Origin of the sequence: Pseudonocardia cypriaca, from assembly GCF_006717045.1 — a bacterium.
Classification (GTDB): Bacteria; Actinomycetota; Actinomycetes; order Mycobacteriales; family Pseudonocardiaceae; genus Pseudonocardia; species Pseudonocardia cypriaca.
Map to the genome: position 1 here is coordinate 2,491,060 of NZ_VFPH01000002.1, position 19,148 is coordinate 2,510,207.

Genomic DNA, 19,148 nt, shown 5'->3' on the forward strand with positions numbered 1-19,148 from the left:
TCAGTCGGCGGCGAGGGCGGGCGTGCGGCGCACGCCTGCCCGCAGCGCGAACATCAGGCCGACGACCACCAGCCCGAGCAGGGCGCCGACCTCCGGGAGGGCGAGCACCCCGGCCGTGTCGATCACGGCGCCGCCGAGCACGCCCGCGAGCCCCATGCCGAGGTAGATCGCCGACGCGTTGAGCGAGAGGACCAGCCCGCCTGCCGGTGCCAGCTCCAGCAGCAGGCTCTGCACCGGCGGGTTGAACGACCAGGTGAACACGCTCCACACGAACAGGGCGATCGCCGCGCCCACGGCGGTCGTCGCGGTCAGCGGCAGCGTCGCGATCATGATGATGAAGCCGGCGATCGTGGCGAGGAGCGTCGGGATGCTCCCGAACCGGTCGGTGGCCCGCCCGCCCCACGCGTTGCCGACGATCGCGCCGAGGCCGTAGGCGAGCAGCAGGCCGCCGATGGTGGAGCCGGCGAGCCCGGTCGTGACGGTCAACAGCGGTACGACGTAGATGTAGACGCTCATCGTGGCGACGACGCCGAACACGGTGATCGCCAGCAGCGTGAGCACGCGGCGGTCGGCCGCGACGGCGAACCGCTCGCGCAGCGCGACGGTTGGCGAGCCGGCCATCATCGGCAGCTGCATCCGCACGGCCAGTGCCGTGACCAGGCTGACGGCCGCGACCACGGCGAACACGCCCCGGTAACCGATGCTGCCGGCGAGCAGGGAGCCGATCGGCACGCCGAGCGCCAGTGCGACGGTCAGGCCGCCGAACACGATGGCGACGGCCCGGCCCCGTTCGGCGGGCGGGCGCAGCGCGGTGGCGAAGAGCGTGGCGGCAGGAGTGAAGGCGGCAGCGCCGAGCGCGGCGACGATGCGTCCGCCGAGCAGCAGCGGATAGGTCGTGGCGACCGCGGAGATCGCGTTGCCGAGCGCTGCCACCAGGAGGGCGGCCAGGAGGAGCCGCCTGCGCTCCCAGCGCGCGGTGACCGTGGCGAGCAGCGGGGCGCTCACCGCGTAGGCGAGCGCGAAGGCGGTGGTCAGCTGGCCGGCAGCGGTGACGGAGACGTCCAGCTCGGCGCTGACCGCGGGCAGCACGCCGGAGACCACGTAGGCACTCGTGCCGACGGCGAACGCGCCGGCGGCGAGCAGGTAGGTGCGTGCGGACATCGATGCGCCTTCCCAGCGGGAACTAGTACGACGGCCACCGTACTACGAGACTGGTCGAACTTCGATAGCCGTCGTACTATTTCTCCATGCACACCGTCGAACGGCAGGCCGAGCTCCCGCAGCCGGCCCGCGAGGAGATCCGGATCGAGCAGGTACTCGCCGCGCTCGGCGACCCGGTTCGCCTGCTGTACGTACGGGAGCTCGCGAAGCAGACCGACGGCGTGGCGTGCGGCACCATCCCGCTCCCCGTCACGAAGTCGACCCGCACGCACCACCTGCGGATCCTGCGCGAGGCCGGCGTGATCAGCATGCGCGCCGAGGGCACGCGCCGGATCGCATGGCTGCGCCGCGACGACCTGGACGCGCTGTACCCGGGGCTCCTGGACGGCATCCTCGGAGCGAGGCACTAGCGGCGGCGCGGGCGAGGCGACCGGCTGCCCGGCTAGAAGCGACGGTTCGCGAGCACCGGCACCGCGGCGCGGGCCTTCTCGACGGCGTCCAGATCCAGGTCGGCGACCAGCAGGTCGGGGGCGGCGTCCAGCTGGGCCTGGATGCTCCCCAGCGGGCCGACCACCGCGCTCGCGCCGATACCGGTGGGCGCCTTGCCCGCCTCGCGACCCACGGTCGTCGGGTCGGCCTGGTCGCACGCGGCCACGAAGGCCGTGCTGTCCAGTGCCCGCGCGCGCACCAGCAGGTCCCACTGCTCGCGCTTGCCCGGCCCGGCGCCCCACGAGGCCGGCACCACCACGAGGGCGGCCCCGCTCCCGGCGAGCGTCTGGAACAGGCCGGGGAACCGCAGGTCGTAACAGGTGGCGAGGCCGACGGTGACACCGCAGACGACGATGGTCACCGGCTTGCTCCCGGCCGCGACCGTGCGCGACTCGGCGAAGCCGAACGCGTCGAAGAGGTGGATCTTGTCGTAGCTCGCCTCGACGCCCCCGCCGGTGGCGAGCAGGGTGTTGTGGACGCGGCCGTGGGTGGCCGGCGTGAACATCCCGGCGACGACGGTGAGACCCGCACCGGTGGCGATCTCCCGCACGCGCTGGGCCCACGGTCCGGAGATCGGTTCGGCGATCGCGCCGAGGGGATTGCCGAAGGCGCACATGGTGGCCTCGGGGAAGACGACGAGGTCAGCACCGGCCGTTGCGGCCCGCTGCGCCCCGTCGGCGATCAGGTCGAGGTTCTCGGCCGGGTCGGCCGTGGCAGCGATCTGGGCGAGGACGATCCGCACGAAACCTCCAGTTAATGTATACCTGTTGCATGCAGCACGTCTCCGGCCGCGAGCGCGCCTACCGCCACTTGCGGGAGACCGTGCTGATCGATCCTGCGGTACAAGGAACCTTCCTCAACGAGGTCGACCTCGCCCAGGACATCGGCGTGTCCCGCACCCCGGTGCGGGAGGCCCTGCTCCTGCTCGTCGCCGAGGGCCTGATCGAGATGGTGCCCAAGCGGGGAGCCTACGTGCCTCCGCTGTCCGGGCGGCAGATCCGCGAGCTGATGGAGCTGCGAACGCTGCTCGAACAGCACGCTGCGTCCGTCACGCTCGCGCAGGAGGCGGTCCCCCTCGATGCGATGCGGGCCGCGCTCGCCGAGCAGCAGCGCCTGCTGACCGCCGAGCCGTGCGACGCGCGGGAGTTCATCGAGTGGGACCGCCGGTTCCACCAGTCCCTCGTCGACGCGGCCGGCAACGAGCTGATCGCCCGCACCTACGCCGGCCTGCGGACGCGGCAGGTGCGCGTCGGGGTCGCCGCGCTGTTCCGGGCGATCGACCGCCAGCGGGCCGTCTGCGCCGAGCACGGCCGCATCGTCGACGCGCTGGAGTCCGGCGACGAGGCGGCCGCGCACGCGGCGATCTCCGAGCACCTGCGGATCACGCAGCAGCTCTTCCTCCAAGCGTGACGAGGTACTCCTCGTCCTCGGCGGGGTCGGGCTCGCGGCCGAGCGCCAGCCCGGCCAGGGTGAGCAGCGACGCCACGACCACGTAGAAGGCCACCGGCACCCACGTCGCCCACGCGCCCAGCAGTGCCGTGAAGGCCAGCGGGGCGACCGCTCCGCCGAACACGCCCGCGATCGTGTACGCGAGCGAACTGCCGGTGTAGCGCAGGCGGGGGCTGAACTGCTCGGTGATGAACGCGGCCTGCGGCCCGTACATGAACGAGTGCAGCGCGAGCCCGACCACGACGCCGACGACGAGCATCGCCGTCGAACCGCTCCCGATCGCAGGGAAGAACACGAACGGCCAGATCGCGGCGCCCGCGGCCGCGATCCCGTACACGGCACGCCGGTTCACGCGGTCGGACACGGCCCCGGCCAGTGGGATCAGGCCGAGCTGACAGGCCGACCCGACGAGGATCGCGGTGAGCACCTGGCCGCGGCTCATCCCGACCGCGGTGGTGGCGTAGGTGATCACGAAGACCGTGAAGAGCGCGTAGGTGACGTCCGGGCCGATCCGGCAGAGCACCCCGGCCAGCAGGCCGCGGCCCTGCGTGCGGAACACGTCGCCGATCGGGGCCGCCGGCTGCTCGCCGCGCTCCTGAATGGCGCGGAACACCGGCGTGTCCTCCAGCCGCAGCCGGATCCAGAGCCCGAACGCCACCAGCACCGCCGACAGCAGGAACGCCACGCGCCAGCCCCAGCCGAGGAACGCCTCGTCCGTCAGCACGGCGCTGAGCAGCGCCAGCACGGCGTTGGAGAGCAGGTTGCCCGCGGGCGGCCCGACCTGCGCCGCCGACGACCAGAAGCCCCGCTTGTTCGGGTCGCCGTACTCGCTCGAGAGCAGCACGGCGCCGCCCCACTCGCCGCCCACGCCGACGCCCTGGGCGAAGCGCAGCAGCACCAGGATGACCGGCGCGGCCACGCCGATCGTCCCGTACGTGGGGAGCAGGCCGATCAGGAAGGTCGCGACCCCGATCAGCAGCAACGTCAGCACGAGCACCTGCTTGCGCCCGATGACGTCGCCGAGGCGCCCGAACACGAACCCGCCGAGCGGGCGCGAGACGTAGCCGACGGCGTAGGTCGAGAAGGCCAGCAGGGAGCCGGTCAGCGGGTCCGAGTCGGGGAAGAACAGCTGTGGGAAGACCAGCGCGGCGGCTGCGGAGTAGACCGCGAAATCGTACCACTCGAGTGACGTGCCGGTGAGGCTCGCCGTGAAGGCCTTGACCAGGGAGCGCCGGTCGATGTCCGGGGGCATGCGGTCCTCCTGTCCGGTGGCGGATCGCGTCATACTTCATGTATACAAGCCGCATGCGCAAGTCCTGGATGAGCGAACTCGCCTTCGAGCTGCCCGACGGGTCCTCCGTCCCGGTCACCGTCACGCGCCTGCTCAACGCCGGCTATGCCGGGCGCGAGCAGGACGAGGTGGCCGCGCACGTGGCCGAGCTCGCCGAGCTGGGCGTGCCCGCGCCGACGGTGACGCCTGCCCTGTACCCGGTGGCGCCCTACCTCGCCGCCCAGACCGACGCCGTGCCGGTGCAGCACGAACGCACGTCCGGCGAGGCCGAGTGGGCGCTGGTCGTGGCAGGTCCGGAGCCATCGGACCTGCTGCTCACGGTCGCCTGCGACCACACCGACCGGGCCCTCGAGGTGCACGGCGTCGCGTGGAGCAAGAACGCGGGGCTCGACGTGCTGGGCCGTGGCGCGTGGCGGCTCGTCGACGTCGAGGACCACCTCGACCAGCTGCGCCTGCGGGCGTGGGTGGCCCACGACGGCGGCCCCGAGCAGCTGATCCAGGACTCCCCGCTCGCCGCGTTGCTGCCGCCGCGGTACTGGCTCGACGAGATCCCCGAGCTGCTGGACCCTGGCACCGTGCTGCTCTCGGGGACGGTCGCGATGCTGCCGGGCGTCGACCAGTTCGCCGACCGGTGGCGCGTGGAGATCGCCGACCCCGTCACGGGGCACACCCTCGATCTCGCCTACGGCGTGCAGCGCATGCCGGCGCCCATCGGCTGATGGAGACCGATGACCCGCGGTCGTGGCCGCTCCTGACGAACGTCGAGGGCCTGCCGCTGCTCGGCGGGCACGGCCACGTGCGCATCCGGTTGCGCGAGAACCACGGCGTGCTGTTCGAGATCTTCTACCCCGCCGGCGTCGCGTCCCCGGAACACCGCCACGCGCACGACAGCTTCGTCCACCTGCTCAGCGGGCGACTGATCGGCACGGCCGGCGGGGAGCCGGCACAGCTCGAACCCGGAGAGTGCCTCGCCCACCCCGAGGGCGTCCTCCACACCGTGGAGGCCGTCGTGGACAGCCGGTGGCTGGAGTTCAAGTCCCCGCCCCAGGCCGGTTGGCGGTGACGTCGGCTAGAGTCGTCGACGTGCAGCGGTACTACTACTGGTTTAGCCGACCGGCCCGGGAGGGGTCGGCGGGCGAACCGCTGCGCTGACCCTCCACCCCGAGCCGGATCCCGAGCCGGCTCGGCGGGTTTCTCGACGGGCGCGGCTCGCCTGAAGCAGAGAGCGCCCTCATGACCCTCACCGCCGTCCCCGCGCTGGACGAGCACCGCACCACCCGGATCAGCCCGCTGCTGTCCCCTTCCCTGCTGCGTCACGAGCTCCCCGTCGACGCAACGGTGGCGGATACGGTCACCCGGGCGAGAGCCGAGGTCGTCGACATCCTCGACGGCCGGGACGATCGGCTCGTGGTCGTCGTCGGACCGTGCTCCATCCACGACCCCGACGCCGCGATGGACTACGCACGCCTGCTGGCCGCCCACACGGAGCGCGTGTCGGGCGAGCTGCGCGTCGTCATGCGCGCCTACTTCGAGAAGCCGCGCTCCACCGTCGGCTGGAAGGGCCTGATCAACGATCCCGGCCTGGACGGCACCTACGACGTCAACCGCGGCCTGCGCACCGCGCGCCGGCTGCTGCTGGACGTCTCGGCGCTCGGCCTCCCCGTCGGCTGCGAGTTCCTCGACCCGATCACCCCGCAGTTCCTCGCCGACGTCGTGAGCTGGGGGGCGATCGGCGCCCGCACGGCCGCGAGCCAGGTGCACCGCCAGCTCTGCAGCGCCCTCTCGATGCCCGTCGGGATCAAGAACCCGACCGACGGCGACGTGCAGGTCGCGATCGACGGCGTCCGCGCCGCCGCGGCCAGCCACGTGTTCATGGGCATCAACCCCGACGGCCTGGCCGCCCTGATCACCACCGCAGGCAACCCGGACTGCCACGTCATCCTCCGCGGCAGCACCAGCGGCCCCAACCACGACGCCGCCTCGGTGGCCGCGGCGCTGGACCGGCTCCGGGCGGGCGGGCTGCCCGCGCGCGTGATCGTCGACGCGAGCCACGGCAACAGCGGCAAGGACCACGTCCGGCAGGCGGGCGTCGTGCAGGAGCTCGCCGAGCGGATCGGCGCCGGGGAGGAGGGCATCGCAGGCGTGATGCTGGAGAGCTTCCTGGTGGCGGGCCGCCAGGACCTGGGCCCGTCGATGACCAGGGGCCAGAGCATCACGGATGCGTGCATGGACTGGGACACGACGGCGGCGCTCCTGGACGAGCTGGCAGCGGCGGTCGCGACGAGGCGCGGCTGAGCGTGGACTTCACAAACCCAGTGCGGGCTTCACACAGGGCCGGCCCTGTGTGAAGTCGGCACCGGGTGTGTGAAGTCGCCTTTCAGCCGCCCACCTCGGCCAGCCGGCGGGTCAGGAAGCGGCGTTCCGCCTCCGACTCCGTCATCGCCAGTGCCTGCCGGTACGCCTCCGCCGCCTCCACGTGCCGCCCCAGCCTCCGGAGGAGGTCGGCGCGCGTCGCGGGAACGTGCCGGTAGCCGGCCAGCTCGTCGCCCAGCTCGTCGACCAGCGCCAGGCCGGCCTCCGGGCCCACCGCCATCGCCACGGCGACGGCCCGGTTGAGCCGCACCACGGGGGACGGGGTGAGCTGGGCGAGTCGGCCGTAGAGCGCGGCGATCTGCGGCCAGTCGGTGTCGGACGCACGCTCGGCGCGGGCGTGGCAGGCGGCGATCGCCGCCTGCACCTGGTACGGCCCCGGCTCGCGACGGCGCAGCGCAGCGTCGAGCACGGCGAGCCCCTCGGCGATCTCGTCGCGGTCCCAGCGGCTGCGGTCCTGGTCCTCGAGGGTCACCGGTTCGCCGTCGGCGTCGACCCGCGCCGCTCGCCGCGAGTACTGCAGGAGCAGTAGCGCCGTCAGGCCGAGCACCTCGGGGTCGTCCGGCATCAGCGCGGAGAGGAGGCGGGCGAGGCGGATCGCCTCCCCGCAGAGGTCGTGCCGCATCAGGTCGGCCCCAACCGCGGCCGAGTAGCCCTCGTTGAACAGCAGGTACACGACGCCGAGCACACCGACGAGCCGGTCGGGCAGCAGGTGGTCGGGCGGCACCCGGTACGGGATCCCGGCCTGGCGGATCTTGCGCTTCGCCCGCACCAGCCGCTGCGCCATGGTCGCCTCCGGCACGAGGAACGCCCGCGCGATCTCCGGCGTGGTCAGCCCGGCGAGCGTGCGCAGGGTGAGCGCCACCCGGCCCTCGAGGGGGAGCGCCGGGTGGCAGCAGGTGAAGATCAGTCGCAGGCGGTCGTCCTGCACGGTGCTGTCGTCGCCGGTGTCCTCTTGTCCGACCGGCATCGCCGCCACCTCCCTCAGTTTCTCCGCCTCGATCTTGCTGCGCTTGAGCCGGTTGAGCGCCGTGTTGCGCGCGGTGGTCGTGAGCCATGCGCCCGGGTTGCGCGGGACTCCGTCGCGGGGCCAGCGGGCCAGCGCCTGCGCGACGGCGTCCTGCGCGCACTCCTCCGCGAGGTCCCAGTCGCCGGTCATCCGGATGAGGGTGGCGACGACACGGCCCCACTCGTCGCGGAACGCTCCGGCGACCGCGGCCTCGACGTCGGTCATTCCTGGCCGAGGGGCCAGACCGGCCGGATCTCCATGACCCCGTGCCGGGCGTTCGGGTGCTTGGACGCCACCTCGATGGCCTCGTCGAGGTCGGCGCACTCCAGCAGGTCGAAGCCGAACATCTGCTCCTTGGTCTCCGCGAACGGGCCGTCGGAGACCAGTACCTCGCCGCCGCGGATGCGCACGGTGGTGCTGTCGGTCGGCGGCCGCAGGCGGTTGCCGACCAGCCGGACACCGCGACCGTCCATCTCGGTCACCCAGTCCTCGATGGTGTAGCCCGTCTGGTCCTCCGGCGCCACCTCGTCGCCGTCGTAACCGCAGATCAAGAGCATGTACTGCATCTCGGGTCCCTCCTCGTCCTTCTCGGTCGGTCACCACTACGACAACCGGCATCGGCCCGGATCGACAACCCGCCGGAGAAATCTTGACAGGCAAGTGGTCGCTTGCCTATAAAGGCTCGTGCCCGAGCCCGATCCGCTCTTCAAGGCGCTCGCCGACCCGACGAGGCGGGCGATCCTCGACGAGCTCACCGACCGGGACGGCCAGACACTGTTCGAGATATGCACGCGGCTGACGATGAAGCACGGGCTCGGCTCGTCGCGGCAGGCCATCTCGCAGCACCTGGCCGTGCTCGAGGAGGCCGGGCTCGTCAGCACCCGGCGCGAGGGCCGCTACAAGTTCCACCACCTCGACACCACCCCCCTGCGCTCGATCGTCGAGCGCTGGCCGATCGAATAGAGGAGCAGCGATGCTCACGATCAACGTCACGAGTGTCTACGTCGACGACCAGGCCAAGGCGCTGGCCTTCTACACGGACGTGCTCGGCTTCGTGAAGAAGACCGACGTGCCGGCAGGCGGCGCGCGCTGGCTCACCGTCGTGTCCCCCGCCCACCCGGACGGTGTCGAGCTCCTGCTCGAGCCCACGGGCCACCCGGCTGCGCAGGTGTACAAGGAGGCACTCGTCGCCGACGGCATCCCGTTCACGTCCTTCGCGGTCGAGGACGCGCAGGCCGAGTACGAGCGGCTGAGCGCAGCGGGCGTCAAGTTCGTGCAGGAGCCCACGGACCTCGGCCCGGTTGTGACGGCGGTGTTCGACGACACCTGCGGCAACCTGATCCAGATCGCCGCCGAGAAGGGGTAGTCCCCCGGTGCGGTTCGCCTCCGGCTGCCGGCACCGCTCCTCCCGGTCCGGGTCGAACCCGTCTCCAGCGAGGTGCAGCCCCTTCGCCCCGAGCGACCGGAAGCCTTCTGGGAGTGGCGGGTCATCGCGGACGAGCCCGGGATGCACCGCCTCTCGATCGTCGCGAGTGTCATCGACCCGGACGGCGGAGAGGTCGTCATCGAGAACCGCCAGGTCGAACTGCGCCTGCACGTCGAAGGAACGGTCGGCTACTACGCAGGCCGGGCGTGGAACGGCCTGATGGCGTTCGTGATGAACGCGCAGGGCCTCGTCGCGGGGATCGCGGCCGTCGCGAGCGTGCTGGCCGGCACCTGGCTCACCCGCCGTCGTCGCGCCCGCTCCCGGCGAGCGCTCGAGGTGGAGTCGGAGGGTGCGGCGGGCCGAGATCGCGATCGCTCCGGCTACCTCTGATCCGCGGCTGGAGGCAGACCGCACTAGCCTGACGCCAGCACGCGGGACAGGTTCGCGCCAGGTGGCAGGGTAGGCGCGTCTCCTCGACATGTCCGGAGACGCCTCGTGTCCTACCGCGAGCTCGTGCGCGCCGTTCCGCTGCCGTTCCTCCTCCTCGGCCTGATCGCCCGGCTGCCCTATGCGATCACGCCCCTCGCCACCCTCACCCTCCTGCACGCCGCCACCGGCAGCTACACGTTCGCCGGTACCGCGACGGCCGTGCAGAGCCTCGCCTCCGCCGCGGGCGGGATCGGCGTCGGCGCCCTGGCCGACCATTTCGGCCCTCGCTGGGTCGGCGTCACCGCCGCAGCCGCCCATGCTGGGTGCGCGGGCGCGCTGGTCGCCGCTACCGGTGCCGATCGGCCGGCGATGGCGGCCGCCGCGCTCGCCGTCGGGCTCACGCAGCCCGCGGTCGGCCCGCTGGCCCGCATCCACTGGGCCCGGCGGCTGCGCGCGGGGGGACGCGCCGGCCTGCTGCCGACCGCGCTGTCCTACGAGACCGCTGCCGACGAGCTCGGCTTCGTCGCGGGGCCGGCGCTCGCCGGACTCCTCACCGCGTCATTCGGCCCCGTCGCGCCGCTCTCCGCGGTGGTGCTCCTCACCGCGGGCGCGGCCGCGCCCTTCGCGTTGTTCTACGCCCGCACGGCGCCCTCCCGCCGACCGGCCGCGGCCGCGCGGCCCCGGCGCGGTCCGCTCGTCGCGATGGCGCTGGCGGCGGCCGCGCTGGGCGCCGTGTTCGGGTCCGTGCAGACCGGCGTCACCAGCCATGCCGCGGAGCACGCCGATCCGGGGAGCGCGGGTCTCCTGTACGCCCTGCTCGCGGTGGGGAGCTCGGTCGCGGGCGTCGCGTACGCGTGGGTGCCGTCGCGCGTACGCGACACCCACCGGTACCTGGGCGCCGCGACGGGTCTGCTGCTCGGCACGGCCGGGCTGGCCGCCGGCCACGCGTCGCTACCCGTCGCCATCACCGTCGCGGGCTTCTCGATCGCCCCGTACATGATCTCCGCGTACGCCCTCACGGAACGCCTGTCCGGTGGCCGCGGCACGGCCACCGCCCTGATGGCGGTCAACGCAGGCGGCCCGATCGGCACAGCTGCCGCGCAAGCCGTGGCGGGCCGCGCCGCCGACGCGGGCGGGAGCGCCGCTGCCTTCCTGGTGGCCCCGGCCGCAGCGGGCGTCGCGCTCCTGGTGGCCGTCGGCGTGCTCGTCAAGGAGTGCGCAGAACCGCGAACTGGTAGTGCAGTTCGGACGCGGTCCCGAACGTCTCCCAGCGCTCGAGGTCGCCGTGCCGCCCCAGCGCCGCCCGCACCTTCTCGTCCGACCGGAAGCTGAAGAACCGCGCAGGCCCGTACGCGGCCTCACCGCGTGGTCCCTCGGAGGTCCAGGCCGCCCCACAACCCCACCGCGAGTGGCGCGGCCGGCCGCAGGACCCGCACGATCTCCGCGAGGTCGCCCTCCCGCTGCGTCCGGCCCGTGTCGGTCACGCCCGCAGCGTGCCACGCCGAGGGGCGGCAGATCCCCCAATCCCTCATCCCCCAACGACCCGCTGACCCCACAATCCCGCCGGTCGTGCGCTCGCCCGATCCCGGATGTCCAGGGGCTCGCGGACTCCTAGCTTTTCCTTACATCGCCGGAGCGCGAATCGGAAAACAGATCGAGGAGACATCACATGACTGCAGGAATCACGGACCTCGGCGGGCTGCTCGAGGCTCTGCGCGAGTGGCTGCTCGCGAACCCGGGTGCGGACGTCCAGGACTTCGCCGCCGAGCACGACACCACGCCGCAGGAGCTGGCCGAGGGCTGGAACACCTACTTCGCGCAGGCCGACTTCAGCCGCAACTACAACCTGGACACCGCGCAGTCCGGCTCCCAGGGTGCCACGCAGGCCGCCACGCAGGCCGCCGCGACCTCCGCACCGGTGTACGTGCCCTCCTCGCCGCCGCCCTACGACGCGAGCCCCGAGGAGTACGTGCAGTACCTCACCCAGGAAGTGAACAACTACCAGGAATTCACGACGATCAACAACATCGAGGACAACTCGATCAACCAGAACATCCAGGCCGGTGGCGACGTCGTCCAGGACTTCGACATCGACAACAGCGAGCAGACCGCCACCGACGGCGGCGTGATCATCGACGACAGCAACCTCGACGACGTCGACCTCAACACCGGCGACATCGGTGACGGCGGCGTGCTGCAGCAGGGCGACGACAACCAGGCCGCCACGGGCAACGAGAACGTGCTGCAGGACGGCGAGGGCAACATCGGCAACACCGGCGACATCGACGCCAACGACGGCAGCTCGGTCAGCGTCGGCGGCAACGCCTCCTCGGTCGGCAGCGGGAACGACAACTTCGGCAGCGGCCAGAACGCCGTCAACGCCTCCACGGGCGACAACGCCAAGCAGGTCAACCAGCAGCAGGACAACGACTCGGAGGTCACCGTCGGCAACACGACCGGCGGGTCGGCGAGCGCCGACGGCGGCGACGCCACGGGCGGCGCCGGTACCGGTGGCGACGGCGGCGCAGGGGGCGACGGCGGCGACGGCGGCGACGACCTCGACAGCTTCCCGTTCGACGAGGGCGGCGACGGTGGCGACGGCGGCGCTGGTGGAGCGGGTGGCGCCGGTACCGGCGGCAGCGCGACCGGTGGCGACGGCGGCGACGCGGACGCGAGCGCGGACGTCGACATCGACACGGGCAGCGACCAGAACGTCGACTTCTGATCGGCCCATCGGGTAACACCCGGCACCCACCGGACCGACTCAGCACCTCTGAGAGGTGCTGAGTCGGTCGTTCGTTCCGGCACGAGGGGGAAACGTGACGGTGTCCGATGCCATTCAGCTCATCGACGTCGCTCGCAAGGCGACCGAGGCCTACGGGCGGCCGGATCTCAAGGCCAAGCTGACCCGCACGAAGGAGCGGTTGTCCGACCCGAGCGTGCGGGTGCTCGTCGTCGGGGAGTTCAAGCAGGGCAAGAGCCTGCTGGTCAACTCGCTCGTGTCGGCGTCGGTGTGCCCGGTGGACGACGACGTCGCCACCGCGGTGCCGACGATGGTGCGGCACGCAGCCGCGCCGACGGCCACCCTGGTCCGGGAGCCGGCCGGCGGTGGGGAACCGGAACGGACCCAGATCCCGATCGGGGAGCTGGCCAAGCACGTCTCCGAGTCCGGTAACCCGGACAACCGCCAGCGGATCTCGTACGCGGAGGTGGGGCTGCCCCGCTCGCTGCTCGCCGGCGGGCTGGTGCTCGTCGACACGCCGGGCGTCGGCGGTCTCGGGTCGGCGCACGGCGCCGCGACGATGGCGGCGATCGCGGGTGCCGACGCCGTGGTGCTGGTGTCCGACGCGGCGCAGGAGTACACGAAGCCGGAGCTCGACTTCCTGGCGACCGCGATGCAGATGTGCCCGAACGTCGTCGCGGTGCTCACCAAGATCGACCTGTACCCGGCGTGGCGGCGGATCGCCGACCTCGACCGGGCCCACCTCGCCGCGGCCGGCGTCACCACCGAGCTGATCCCGATCTCCTCGGCGGTCCGCCAGCTCGCGTTGCGCACGAAGAACAAGGAGCTGAACGAGGAGTCCGGCTACCCCGTGCTCGTCAGCTACCTGCGCGATCGGGTGCTCGGCCAGGCCGAGCAGCTCGCCCGCCGTTCCACCGGCCAGGACATCTCCTCCGTCTGCGAGCAGCTGAGCACGACGATGCGCGCCGAGCTCAGCGCGCAGGAGAACCCGGAGAAAGCCCACGAGCTGGTGGCCCGGCTGGAGAAGGCGCGGACCGCAGCCACCGGGCTCAAGGAGCGCACAGCGCGCTGGCAAGTCACCCTCAACGACGCCATCGCCGACCTGTCCTCCGACGTCGACCACGACCTGCGCGACCGGCTCCGCACGGTGATGCGGGAGGCCGAGACGCTCGCCGACGACGCCGACCCCGCCGACGTGTGGGACCAGCTCGCGAAGTGGGTGCAGCACCAGGTCACCTGCGCCGCGTCGGCCAACTTCGTCTGGGCGAGCGAGCGTGCCGGTGCCCTCGCGCGCCGGGTGGCCGCGCTGTTCGCCGAGGACGGGCAGGTCGCCCTCCCCGACCTGCCCGTTGCCACGGCCGGCCCCGCGCCCCGGGTCGCGGCGCTGGAGCCACCCGACATCCAGCGGATGAGGTTCGGCGAGGCGGTCCTCACCGGGATGCGCGGCGGGTACGGGGGCGCGCTGATGTTCTTCATGCCGCTCAGCCTCATCCCGGGGCTCGCCATCGCCGCGCCGTTCGCAGCGATCGGCGGCGCGCTGCTCCTGGGGGGCAAGCAGCTCAAGGAGGAGAAGCAGCGGGCGCTGCAACGGCGGAAGGCCGAGGCCAAGATGCTCGTCCGCAAGCACATCGACGAGGTCCAGTTCCAGGTCGGCAAGGACTCCAAGGACCTGTTGCGGCGCACCCACCGCACGTTGCGGGACCACTTCACGGCCCTCGCCGAGGAGATGCAGACGTCGATGGCCGAGTCGGTGGCGGCGGCGCAGAGCGCGGTGAAGGCCACCCAGTCCGAACGCGGCACCCGGATCGGTGACCTCAAGGCGGAGCTCGAGCGCGTCGAGCACCTCGCCAACCGGGCTCGCGCCCTGATGGAGGCATCGTGACCGCGGCGGCCGGGGGCGGCTCCCCCGTGCTCCGGGACTCCGTCCGTGCGGTGCTGCGGCGTGCGGTCGAGACCTACCGGGACAGCCCGGACGCCCTCCGCTGGCTGCGCCACCACCTGGACCGCTACGACGAGCCGCTGCGCCTGGCCATCGCGGGCAAGGTGAAGGCCGGCAAGTCGACGCTCCTCAACGCGCTCGTCGGGGAGGAGATCGCCCCGACCGACGCGGGCGAGTGCACGCGCGTCGTCACGTGGTACCAGGACGGCCACGCCCCCGCCGTGACGCTGTACCCGCACAGCAGCCCGCCCCGTCCGCTGCGGATCGCGCGCGATGACGGCGCCCTGCAGATCGAGATGGGCGTGCCGGCGGACACGGTGGACCGGCTGGAGGTCACCTGGCCGTCGGCCAGCCTGCGTGCCACCACGCTGATCGACACCCCGGGCATCGCCTCGCTGTCCCTGGACGTCTCGGCCCGCAGCGAACGGTTCCTCGCCCCCGAGGACGCGCCGTCGGCCGCCGACGCCGTGCTGTACCTGATGCGCCACCTGCACTCGGCCGACATGCGGTTCCTCGAGTCCTTCCACGACAAGGGCGTCGCGCGGGCGGCCCCGGTCAACACCATCGCCGTGCTGTCGCGCGCCGACGAGATCGGCGTCGGCCGCGTCGACGCACTGCGCTCGGCCCGCGTGATCGCAGCGCGCTACCGGTCCGACGAGACGCTGCGCGCGTTCTGCCAGACCGTCGTCCCCGTGGCCGGACTGCTCGCGGTCACCGGTCGCACCATGCGCCAGGACGAGTTCGCGGCGCTGACCAAGCTGGCCGCCCTCCCGCCGGAGCAGCTGGACGCCCTGCTGCTCACCGTCGACCGCTTCGTCACCTCCGACGACGGCACCGAGCTCCCGACCGCGACCCGCGCGAAGCTGCTCGAACGGTTCGGGATGTTCGGCCTGCGGCTGTCGACCACCCTCATCCGGCAGGGTGTCGCCGACTCCTCGGCGCTCGCCGCCGAGCTGGTGCAGCGCAGCGGGCTCGTCGAGCTGCGCGAGGTGCTCGCCAGCCAGTTCTCCCAGCGCCGGGACGTGCTGAAGGCGCGCTCGGCCCTCATCGCCCTCGACCTGGTGCTGCGCCGCGAGCCCCGGCCGACCGCGGCGCCGCTCGTCGTCGACGTCGAGCGGATCCTCGCGGGCGCGCACGAGTTCGCCGAGCTACGGCTGCTGTCCGACCTGCGCGGCCGGGTCCTGCGGCCCCCGAAGGATCAGGCCGGGGAAGCGGAGCGGCTCATCGGCGGCGACGGGAACGCACCCAACCAGCGACTCGGCCTCCCACCGGACGCCGCCCGGGACGAACTGCGCGCCGCCGCACTCGACCGGCTGACGGTGTGGCGACGGCGCGCGGAGAGCCCGCTGGCCAGCCGGGCCATGGCCAACGCCGCACGCGTGGTGGTACGGAGCTGCGAGGGCATCCTCGCGGGGCTCGACCAGCGGCTGTAGATCGTTCACGGCCATGATCAGCAAGCTGGCCGCGTACTGCCCAGGACCGCTGGTCACGACCTCGGCGGGCGTTCCGCGGAATGCAGGGGTGTCGTTGTGGTGGGAACCGTTCCGGTGGGCGCGCCGTTCCGGCTCTGGCCTCCCGGCGCTCGCTTCCGCCCCCCGGGCGCCCGATTGGTGCCGGGTTGGTCTCGCCCGGCCATGCAGGATTGGCTGAGGATGAGGGTCGGGACCACCGCAGGTCGCGTGGCACCCTGGGCGGCGGTGTTGTCCCGACCGCCGTGCCCCCGCGTCGGGGACGGCCGTCCACGCAACCACGGAATTCGGTAGTGAACCCAACGCGGCCCCCCTGACAAAGGCGAGGGGCCCCGGAAATAGGCGACTCACCCGAGAGACCGGCAGCGGGAGGGATCGCCGGGAGGCCCGAGCCGGGAACGGCGCGCCCACCGCGGCTTCCTGACCAGGCCAACTCGACGGGAACCGATCAACAAACGCAGGGACCGCACCGGTCGGACGACCATGATTCGAACTGGAGGTTGTCCACGGTCGTCCCCACGACCATGGAGACCCGACACACCGGGTCTTGACCACCAAGATCACGTGTATCGGTTGCTCACGGCTGTCGGCACAGCCATAGCGAACCGATACTCCGGATCATGGTCACGGCCACCGCCGAACGGGCCACGGTGGGAGCACCGAGCGGAACTCCCGGTGTACCAGCGGCTACTTGCCCTCGTCGACCAACATGCGGAGGTGGGCGAAGAGCTCACCGCGGCTGCCGGAGCCCAGCCGTTGCCGCATCCGCGCCACGTGGTTCTCGACGGTCTTCGCGGAGATGAACAGCTGCTCGCCGATCTGCTTGTAGGTGAGCCCGGACAGGACGAGCTCGGCGACCTCCCGCTCCCGCCCGCTGATCGCGCCGGCTGCGCTGTCCGTGCTCTGCTGCTCCGGGACCTTCACGCGACGTACCGGCTGGGCTCGGCCGGGTGCGGCTTCCGCGGGCGCTGCGCTGGGCGCCGCCTCGGCACCGGCCTGCAGGGCGCGGGCGCAACCGAGCAGGGCGTTCATGCTCTTGCGGTCCCGGCAGCGGATGGCCGCCTGGCTGGCGAGCCGCCCACCTTCCCAGCTGAGACCGGCCGAATGCAGACCCCGTGCGGCGGATTCCACCGCGTCGGCGTCGACGTCGCCCGCGAGGCTCCGCAGCCACTCCCGCCCGGCCCCGGCCACCGCCGTGGCGTACCTGCTGGTGGGGGCGGTGCGGTCCAACGCGGCCGCGTGCCGCTGCGCGGTGGCGCCGGCATTGGAAGCGATCGCGGCCTGCAGCCCGGACCAGTGCAACGCCACCGCCCACAGCGGCGGCTTGCCCAGCCGGTCGAGCAGCGCCTCGGCCTCGTCGAGGTACGGCTGCACCCAGCCCTGCTCGTTCAGGCGGGCCGCGCCGACCACGAGCTCGCCGAGCGGCTGCAGCGAGTACAGGTCGACGGGGTGCCGGACGACGGCTTCGCGGGCCCGGCGCCATCCGGCGAGCAGCCCGGCGAGGTCGCCCGCCCGGCGCGCGAGCCCGACGTCGAGCGCGGCGGCCAGCAGCTCGTCCCGCGGCTCCAGCCGTCCCGGGTCCGACGCCGACTGCAGCAGGGCCCTCGCCTGGACGCTGGCCCCGCGGTGCATCGCGACCAGCGCCTGCAGCAGGAGGTGCCGGGCCGCGACCACGCGACCGCCCAGCTCCGCGGCGACGGCCTGGCCCAGCACGGACTGGGCGACGTCCAGCTCCCCGCAGTGGATCGCGACCAGCGCGGCCAGCGCGGCGGGGCTGTCCGGCAGCAACGCCGCCCGCCCGGACGCCTCCAGCAGCGCGGCCGCACGCGTGAGCTGGGAGAGCGCGGCCGTTGGCGTGCCGGCGACCGTGTCGTGGATGCCGTGGGCGAGCAGCGCCTCGGCGCCGGCCAGCACGGTGGGCAACCGGCCGGACGTCGCGTCCAGGATCTCCCGGGCCTCGTCGAGCGCCCCGATGCCGACGAGCGCCGGCACCGCGAGCAGGGTGGGGCCGCCGAACGGCTGCGTGGCGAGCCACCGGTACAGCTCGGCGCTGCGGCTGAGCATGCCGCGGTGCGCGAGCACCGCCGCGGCCACCTCCACGGCCCGCCGCGCCGCGGCGCCGTCCACCGCCGCCGGTTCGGCGAGCACCTGGTCGGCCCGCCGCAGCGCGGCGTCCAGGTCGCCGACGAGCAACGCGGCCTCGGCCCGCCGCGCGGCGAGTGCCAGCGGAGGCGCTCCGGCCTCGACCGCGGCGGCGAACAGGTCCGCCGCGACGGGCAGGCACTCCCGCAGCGCCTCGTCGCCAGCGCGTTCGAACGCGCTGGCCACCCGCGCGCCGGTCGCCCCGCTGCCGATCAGGCCCCGCGCGGCGACGAGCACACTGCCACCGGCGTCGAGCTGGATCTCGGCCAGCCTGCGCTGGAGCACGAGCCGGTGGGCGGCCGGGACCACCCGCTGCATCGCGTGCCGCAACAGCGGCACGACCGCGCCGTCGGTCGCCATCAGACCGGTGGCCGCAGCCTGGTCCAGCAGCTCCCCCACCGCGCCGGGGGGCACGTCGAGCAGCGCGCCGAGCACCTCGGGGTCGAGGGGCGCGCCGACGGTGCGTCCCAGCAGCAGCTCGCGGACGGCCACCGGCTGCGCGTCGATCTCGTACCCCAACTGCCGGACGACGGCGGTGGGCGGCTCACCCGCGGACCCGAGCCGGTCGAGAGCCCGGTCGTCGCGCAGTCCCACGAGCAGCCGGTCGACGAGGTCGGGCGAACCACCGGTCTGCTCGAACACCAGGTCCACCAGCTCGGCGGTGGGTCGCTCGCCCAGCAGGAGGTTCGAGCGGGCGGCGACGCCGGGGCGGTCGAGCGGCCCCAGCACGACCGGGCCGCGGCCGGCCCCGAACGCGACGGCGATCGAGGCGAGCGGGCCACCGCGCGGCCATGGCCGGTGGGCGAGCACGACCTGGGACCCGGGTTCGGCGGCCCAGGCCCGCACCCGTTCCAACGCCTCGTCGTCGAGCTTGTGGGCGTCGTCGACGAGCAGAGCAGCGTTCGGGTCGAACGGCTCGTCGGGTCCGGGGACGTCGCGCCGCACCGTGACCCCGGCGGCCCCGTAGAGCGCCTCCAGCACGCCGAGCAGCACGGACTTGCCGCTGCCGCCCGGTCCGACGACCACCCTGCGGCGCTCCGTCCTGGGCGCCGAGGCGACCTCCCGGTAGAGCCTGCGGGCGGCGGGTGCGCCGGCGAGCGCGCTGTCGGAGGCAGCGCCCTCGGACTTCACTGCGGTCATCACGGTCCGGCCGCCACTGATGTGCACCGCAGCATGCCCTCCCGTGTCGATACCGTCGTCCGTCGCCGTACCTGACGTGTCGCTGCGAACC

Annotated in this window: 19 protein-coding genes; 12 read left to right on the forward strand and 7 right to left on the reverse strand. The window is 73.0% G+C overall.

The window, feature by feature from the left end; all coding sequences use genetic code 11:
• Positions 1-1,161 (reverse strand): MFS transporter, encoded by a 1,161-nt coding sequence (locus FB388_RS29470; RefSeq protein WP_142105362.1) that lies wholly within the window; start codon positions 1,159-1,161, stop codon positions 1-3.
• A gap of 86 nt (positions 1,162-1,247) precedes the next feature.
• On the opposite strand from FB388_RS29470, the gene FB388_RS29475 reads away from it, so the two are divergent.
• Positions 1,248-1,571, forward strand: coding sequence for an ArsR/SmtB family transcription factor (locus FB388_RS29475; RefSeq protein ID WP_142105363.1), 324 nt, complete (start codon positions 1,248-1,250; stop codon positions 1,569-1,571).
• 32 nt (positions 1,572-1,603) lie between these two features.
• On the opposite strand, the gene FB388_RS29480 is transcribed toward FB388_RS29475, so the two are convergent.
• Positions 1,604-2,392, reverse strand: a complete 789-nt coding sequence (locus FB388_RS29480) for a carbon-nitrogen hydrolase family protein (protein WP_142105364.1) — start codon at positions 2,390-2,392, stop codon at positions 1,604-1,606.
• Positions 2,393-2,421: 29 nt separating this feature from the next.
• Here FB388_RS29480 and FB388_RS29485 point away from each other — a divergent pair, with 29 nt between their 5' ends.
• The gene (locus tag FB388_RS29485) at positions 2,422-3,060 is read left to right on the forward strand and encodes a GntR family transcriptional regulator (RefSeq protein ID WP_142105365.1); all 639 of its coding nucleotides are present in this window, start codon (positions 2,422-2,424) and stop codon (positions 3,058-3,060) included.
• Here FB388_RS29485 and FB388_RS29490 read toward each other — a convergent pair.
• A complete protein-coding gene (locus FB388_RS29490) occupies positions 3,032-4,351 on the reverse strand; it encodes an MFS transporter (RefSeq protein WP_246122496.1) in 1,320 nt (439 codons plus the stop codon). The genes FB388_RS29485 and FB388_RS29490 overlap by 29 nt on opposite strands.
• Positions 4,352-4,419: 68 nt before the next feature.
• On the opposite strand from FB388_RS29490, the gene FB388_RS29495 reads away from it, so the two are divergent.
• From FB388_RS29495 to FB388_RS29505, 3 genes are all read left to right on the forward strand, one after another.
• Positions 4,420-5,109: a DUF2848 domain-containing protein gene (locus FB388_RS29495; RefSeq protein ID WP_142106377.1), complete on the forward strand. Its 690-nt coding sequence runs from the start codon at positions 4,420-4,422 to the stop codon at positions 5,107-5,109.
• The gene (locus tag FB388_RS29500) at positions 5,109-5,453 is read left to right on the forward strand and encodes a cupin domain-containing protein (RefSeq protein ID WP_142105367.1); all 345 of its coding nucleotides are present in this window, start codon (positions 5,109-5,111) and stop codon (positions 5,451-5,453) included. The genes FB388_RS29495 and FB388_RS29500 overlap by 1 nt, the downstream gene beginning before the upstream one ends.
• A gap of 170 nt (positions 5,454-5,623) precedes the next feature.
• Positions 5,624-6,685 (forward strand): 3-deoxy-7-phosphoheptulonate synthase, encoded by a 1,062-nt coding sequence (locus FB388_RS29505; protein WP_142105368.1) that lies wholly within the window; start codon positions 5,624-5,626, stop codon positions 6,683-6,685.
• Positions 6,686-6,767: 82 nt separating this feature from the next.
• Here FB388_RS29505 and FB388_RS29510 read toward each other — a convergent pair whose 3' ends face one another.
• Together FB388_RS29510 and FB388_RS29515 are read right to left on the reverse strand one after the other, a co-directional pair.
• Positions 6,768-7,994, reverse strand: a complete 1,227-nt coding sequence (locus FB388_RS29510; protein WP_142105369.1) for an RNA polymerase sigma factor — start codon at positions 7,992-7,994, stop codon at positions 6,768-6,770.
• Entirely contained in the window at positions 7,991-8,335 is a 345-nt protein-coding gene (locus FB388_RS29515; RefSeq protein WP_142105370.1) for a YciI family protein, read from the reverse strand. The genes FB388_RS29510 and FB388_RS29515 overlap by 4 nt, the downstream gene beginning before the upstream one ends.
• A 118-nt stretch (positions 8,336-8,453) precedes the next feature.
• Between FB388_RS29515 and FB388_RS29520 the strand changes: the two genes are divergently transcribed.
• The 4 genes from FB388_RS29520 to FB388_RS29535 all read left to right on the forward strand — a co-directional run bounded on the left by FB388_RS29520 (position 8,454) and on the right by FB388_RS29535 (position 10,956).
• Positions 8,454-8,732, forward strand: a complete 279-nt coding sequence (locus tag FB388_RS29520; protein ID WP_142105371.1) for an ArsR/SmtB family transcription factor — start codon at positions 8,454-8,456, stop codon at positions 8,730-8,732.
• Between the two features lie 10 nt (positions 8,733-8,742).
• Complete coding sequence (locus FB388_RS29525) at positions 8,743-9,135, forward strand: VOC family protein (protein ID WP_142105372.1); 393 nt, start codon at positions 8,743-8,745, stop codon at positions 9,133-9,135.
• 141 nt (positions 9,136-9,276) lie between these two features.
• Complete coding sequence (locus FB388_RS29530; RefSeq protein ID WP_142105373.1) at positions 9,277-9,585, forward strand: hypothetical protein; 309 nt, start codon at positions 9,277-9,279, stop codon at positions 9,583-9,585.
• Positions 9,586-9,690: 105 nt separating this feature from the next.
• Positions 9,691-10,956, forward strand: coding sequence for an MFS transporter (locus tag FB388_RS29535; protein WP_142105374.1), 1,266 nt, complete (start codon positions 9,691-9,693; stop codon positions 10,954-10,956).
• 26 nt (positions 10,957-10,982) lie between these two features.
• Here the strand turns inward: FB388_RS29535 and FB388_RS40965 are convergent, their stop codons facing one another.
• On the reverse strand, positions 10,983-11,108 hold the full coding sequence (locus tag FB388_RS40965; protein WP_281290491.1) for a hypothetical protein: 126 nt from the start codon (positions 11,106-11,108) through the stop codon (positions 10,983-10,985).
• Positions 11,109-11,293: 185 nt separating this feature from the next.
• On the opposite strand from FB388_RS40965, the gene FB388_RS39680 reads away from it, so the two are divergent.
• The 3 genes from FB388_RS39680 to FB388_RS29550 all read left to right on the forward strand — a co-directional run bounded on the left by FB388_RS39680 (position 11,294) and on the right by FB388_RS29550 (position 15,739).
• Positions 11,294-12,349 (forward strand): hypothetical protein, encoded by a 1,056-nt coding sequence (locus tag FB388_RS39680; RefSeq protein ID WP_170225881.1) that lies wholly within the window; start codon positions 11,294-11,296, stop codon positions 12,347-12,349.
• 94 nt (positions 12,350-12,443) lie between these two features.
• Entirely contained in the window at positions 12,444-14,249 is a 1,806-nt protein-coding gene (locus tag FB388_RS29545) for a dynamin family protein (protein WP_142105375.1), read from the forward strand.
• The gene (locus FB388_RS29550; protein ID WP_142105376.1) at positions 14,246-15,739 is read left to right on the forward strand and encodes a dynamin family protein; all 1,494 of its coding nucleotides are present in this window, start codon (positions 14,246-14,248) and stop codon (positions 15,737-15,739) included. The genes FB388_RS29545 and FB388_RS29550 overlap by 4 nt, the downstream gene beginning before the upstream one ends.
• Before the next feature lie 723 nt (positions 15,740-16,462).
• Here the strand turns inward: FB388_RS29550 and FB388_RS29555 are convergent.
• Positions 16,463-19,057 (reverse strand): helix-turn-helix transcriptional regulator, encoded by a 2,595-nt coding sequence (locus tag FB388_RS29555; protein WP_142105377.1) that lies wholly within the window; start codon positions 19,055-19,057, stop codon positions 16,463-16,465.
• Positions 19,058-19,148 lie beyond the last annotated feature (91 nt).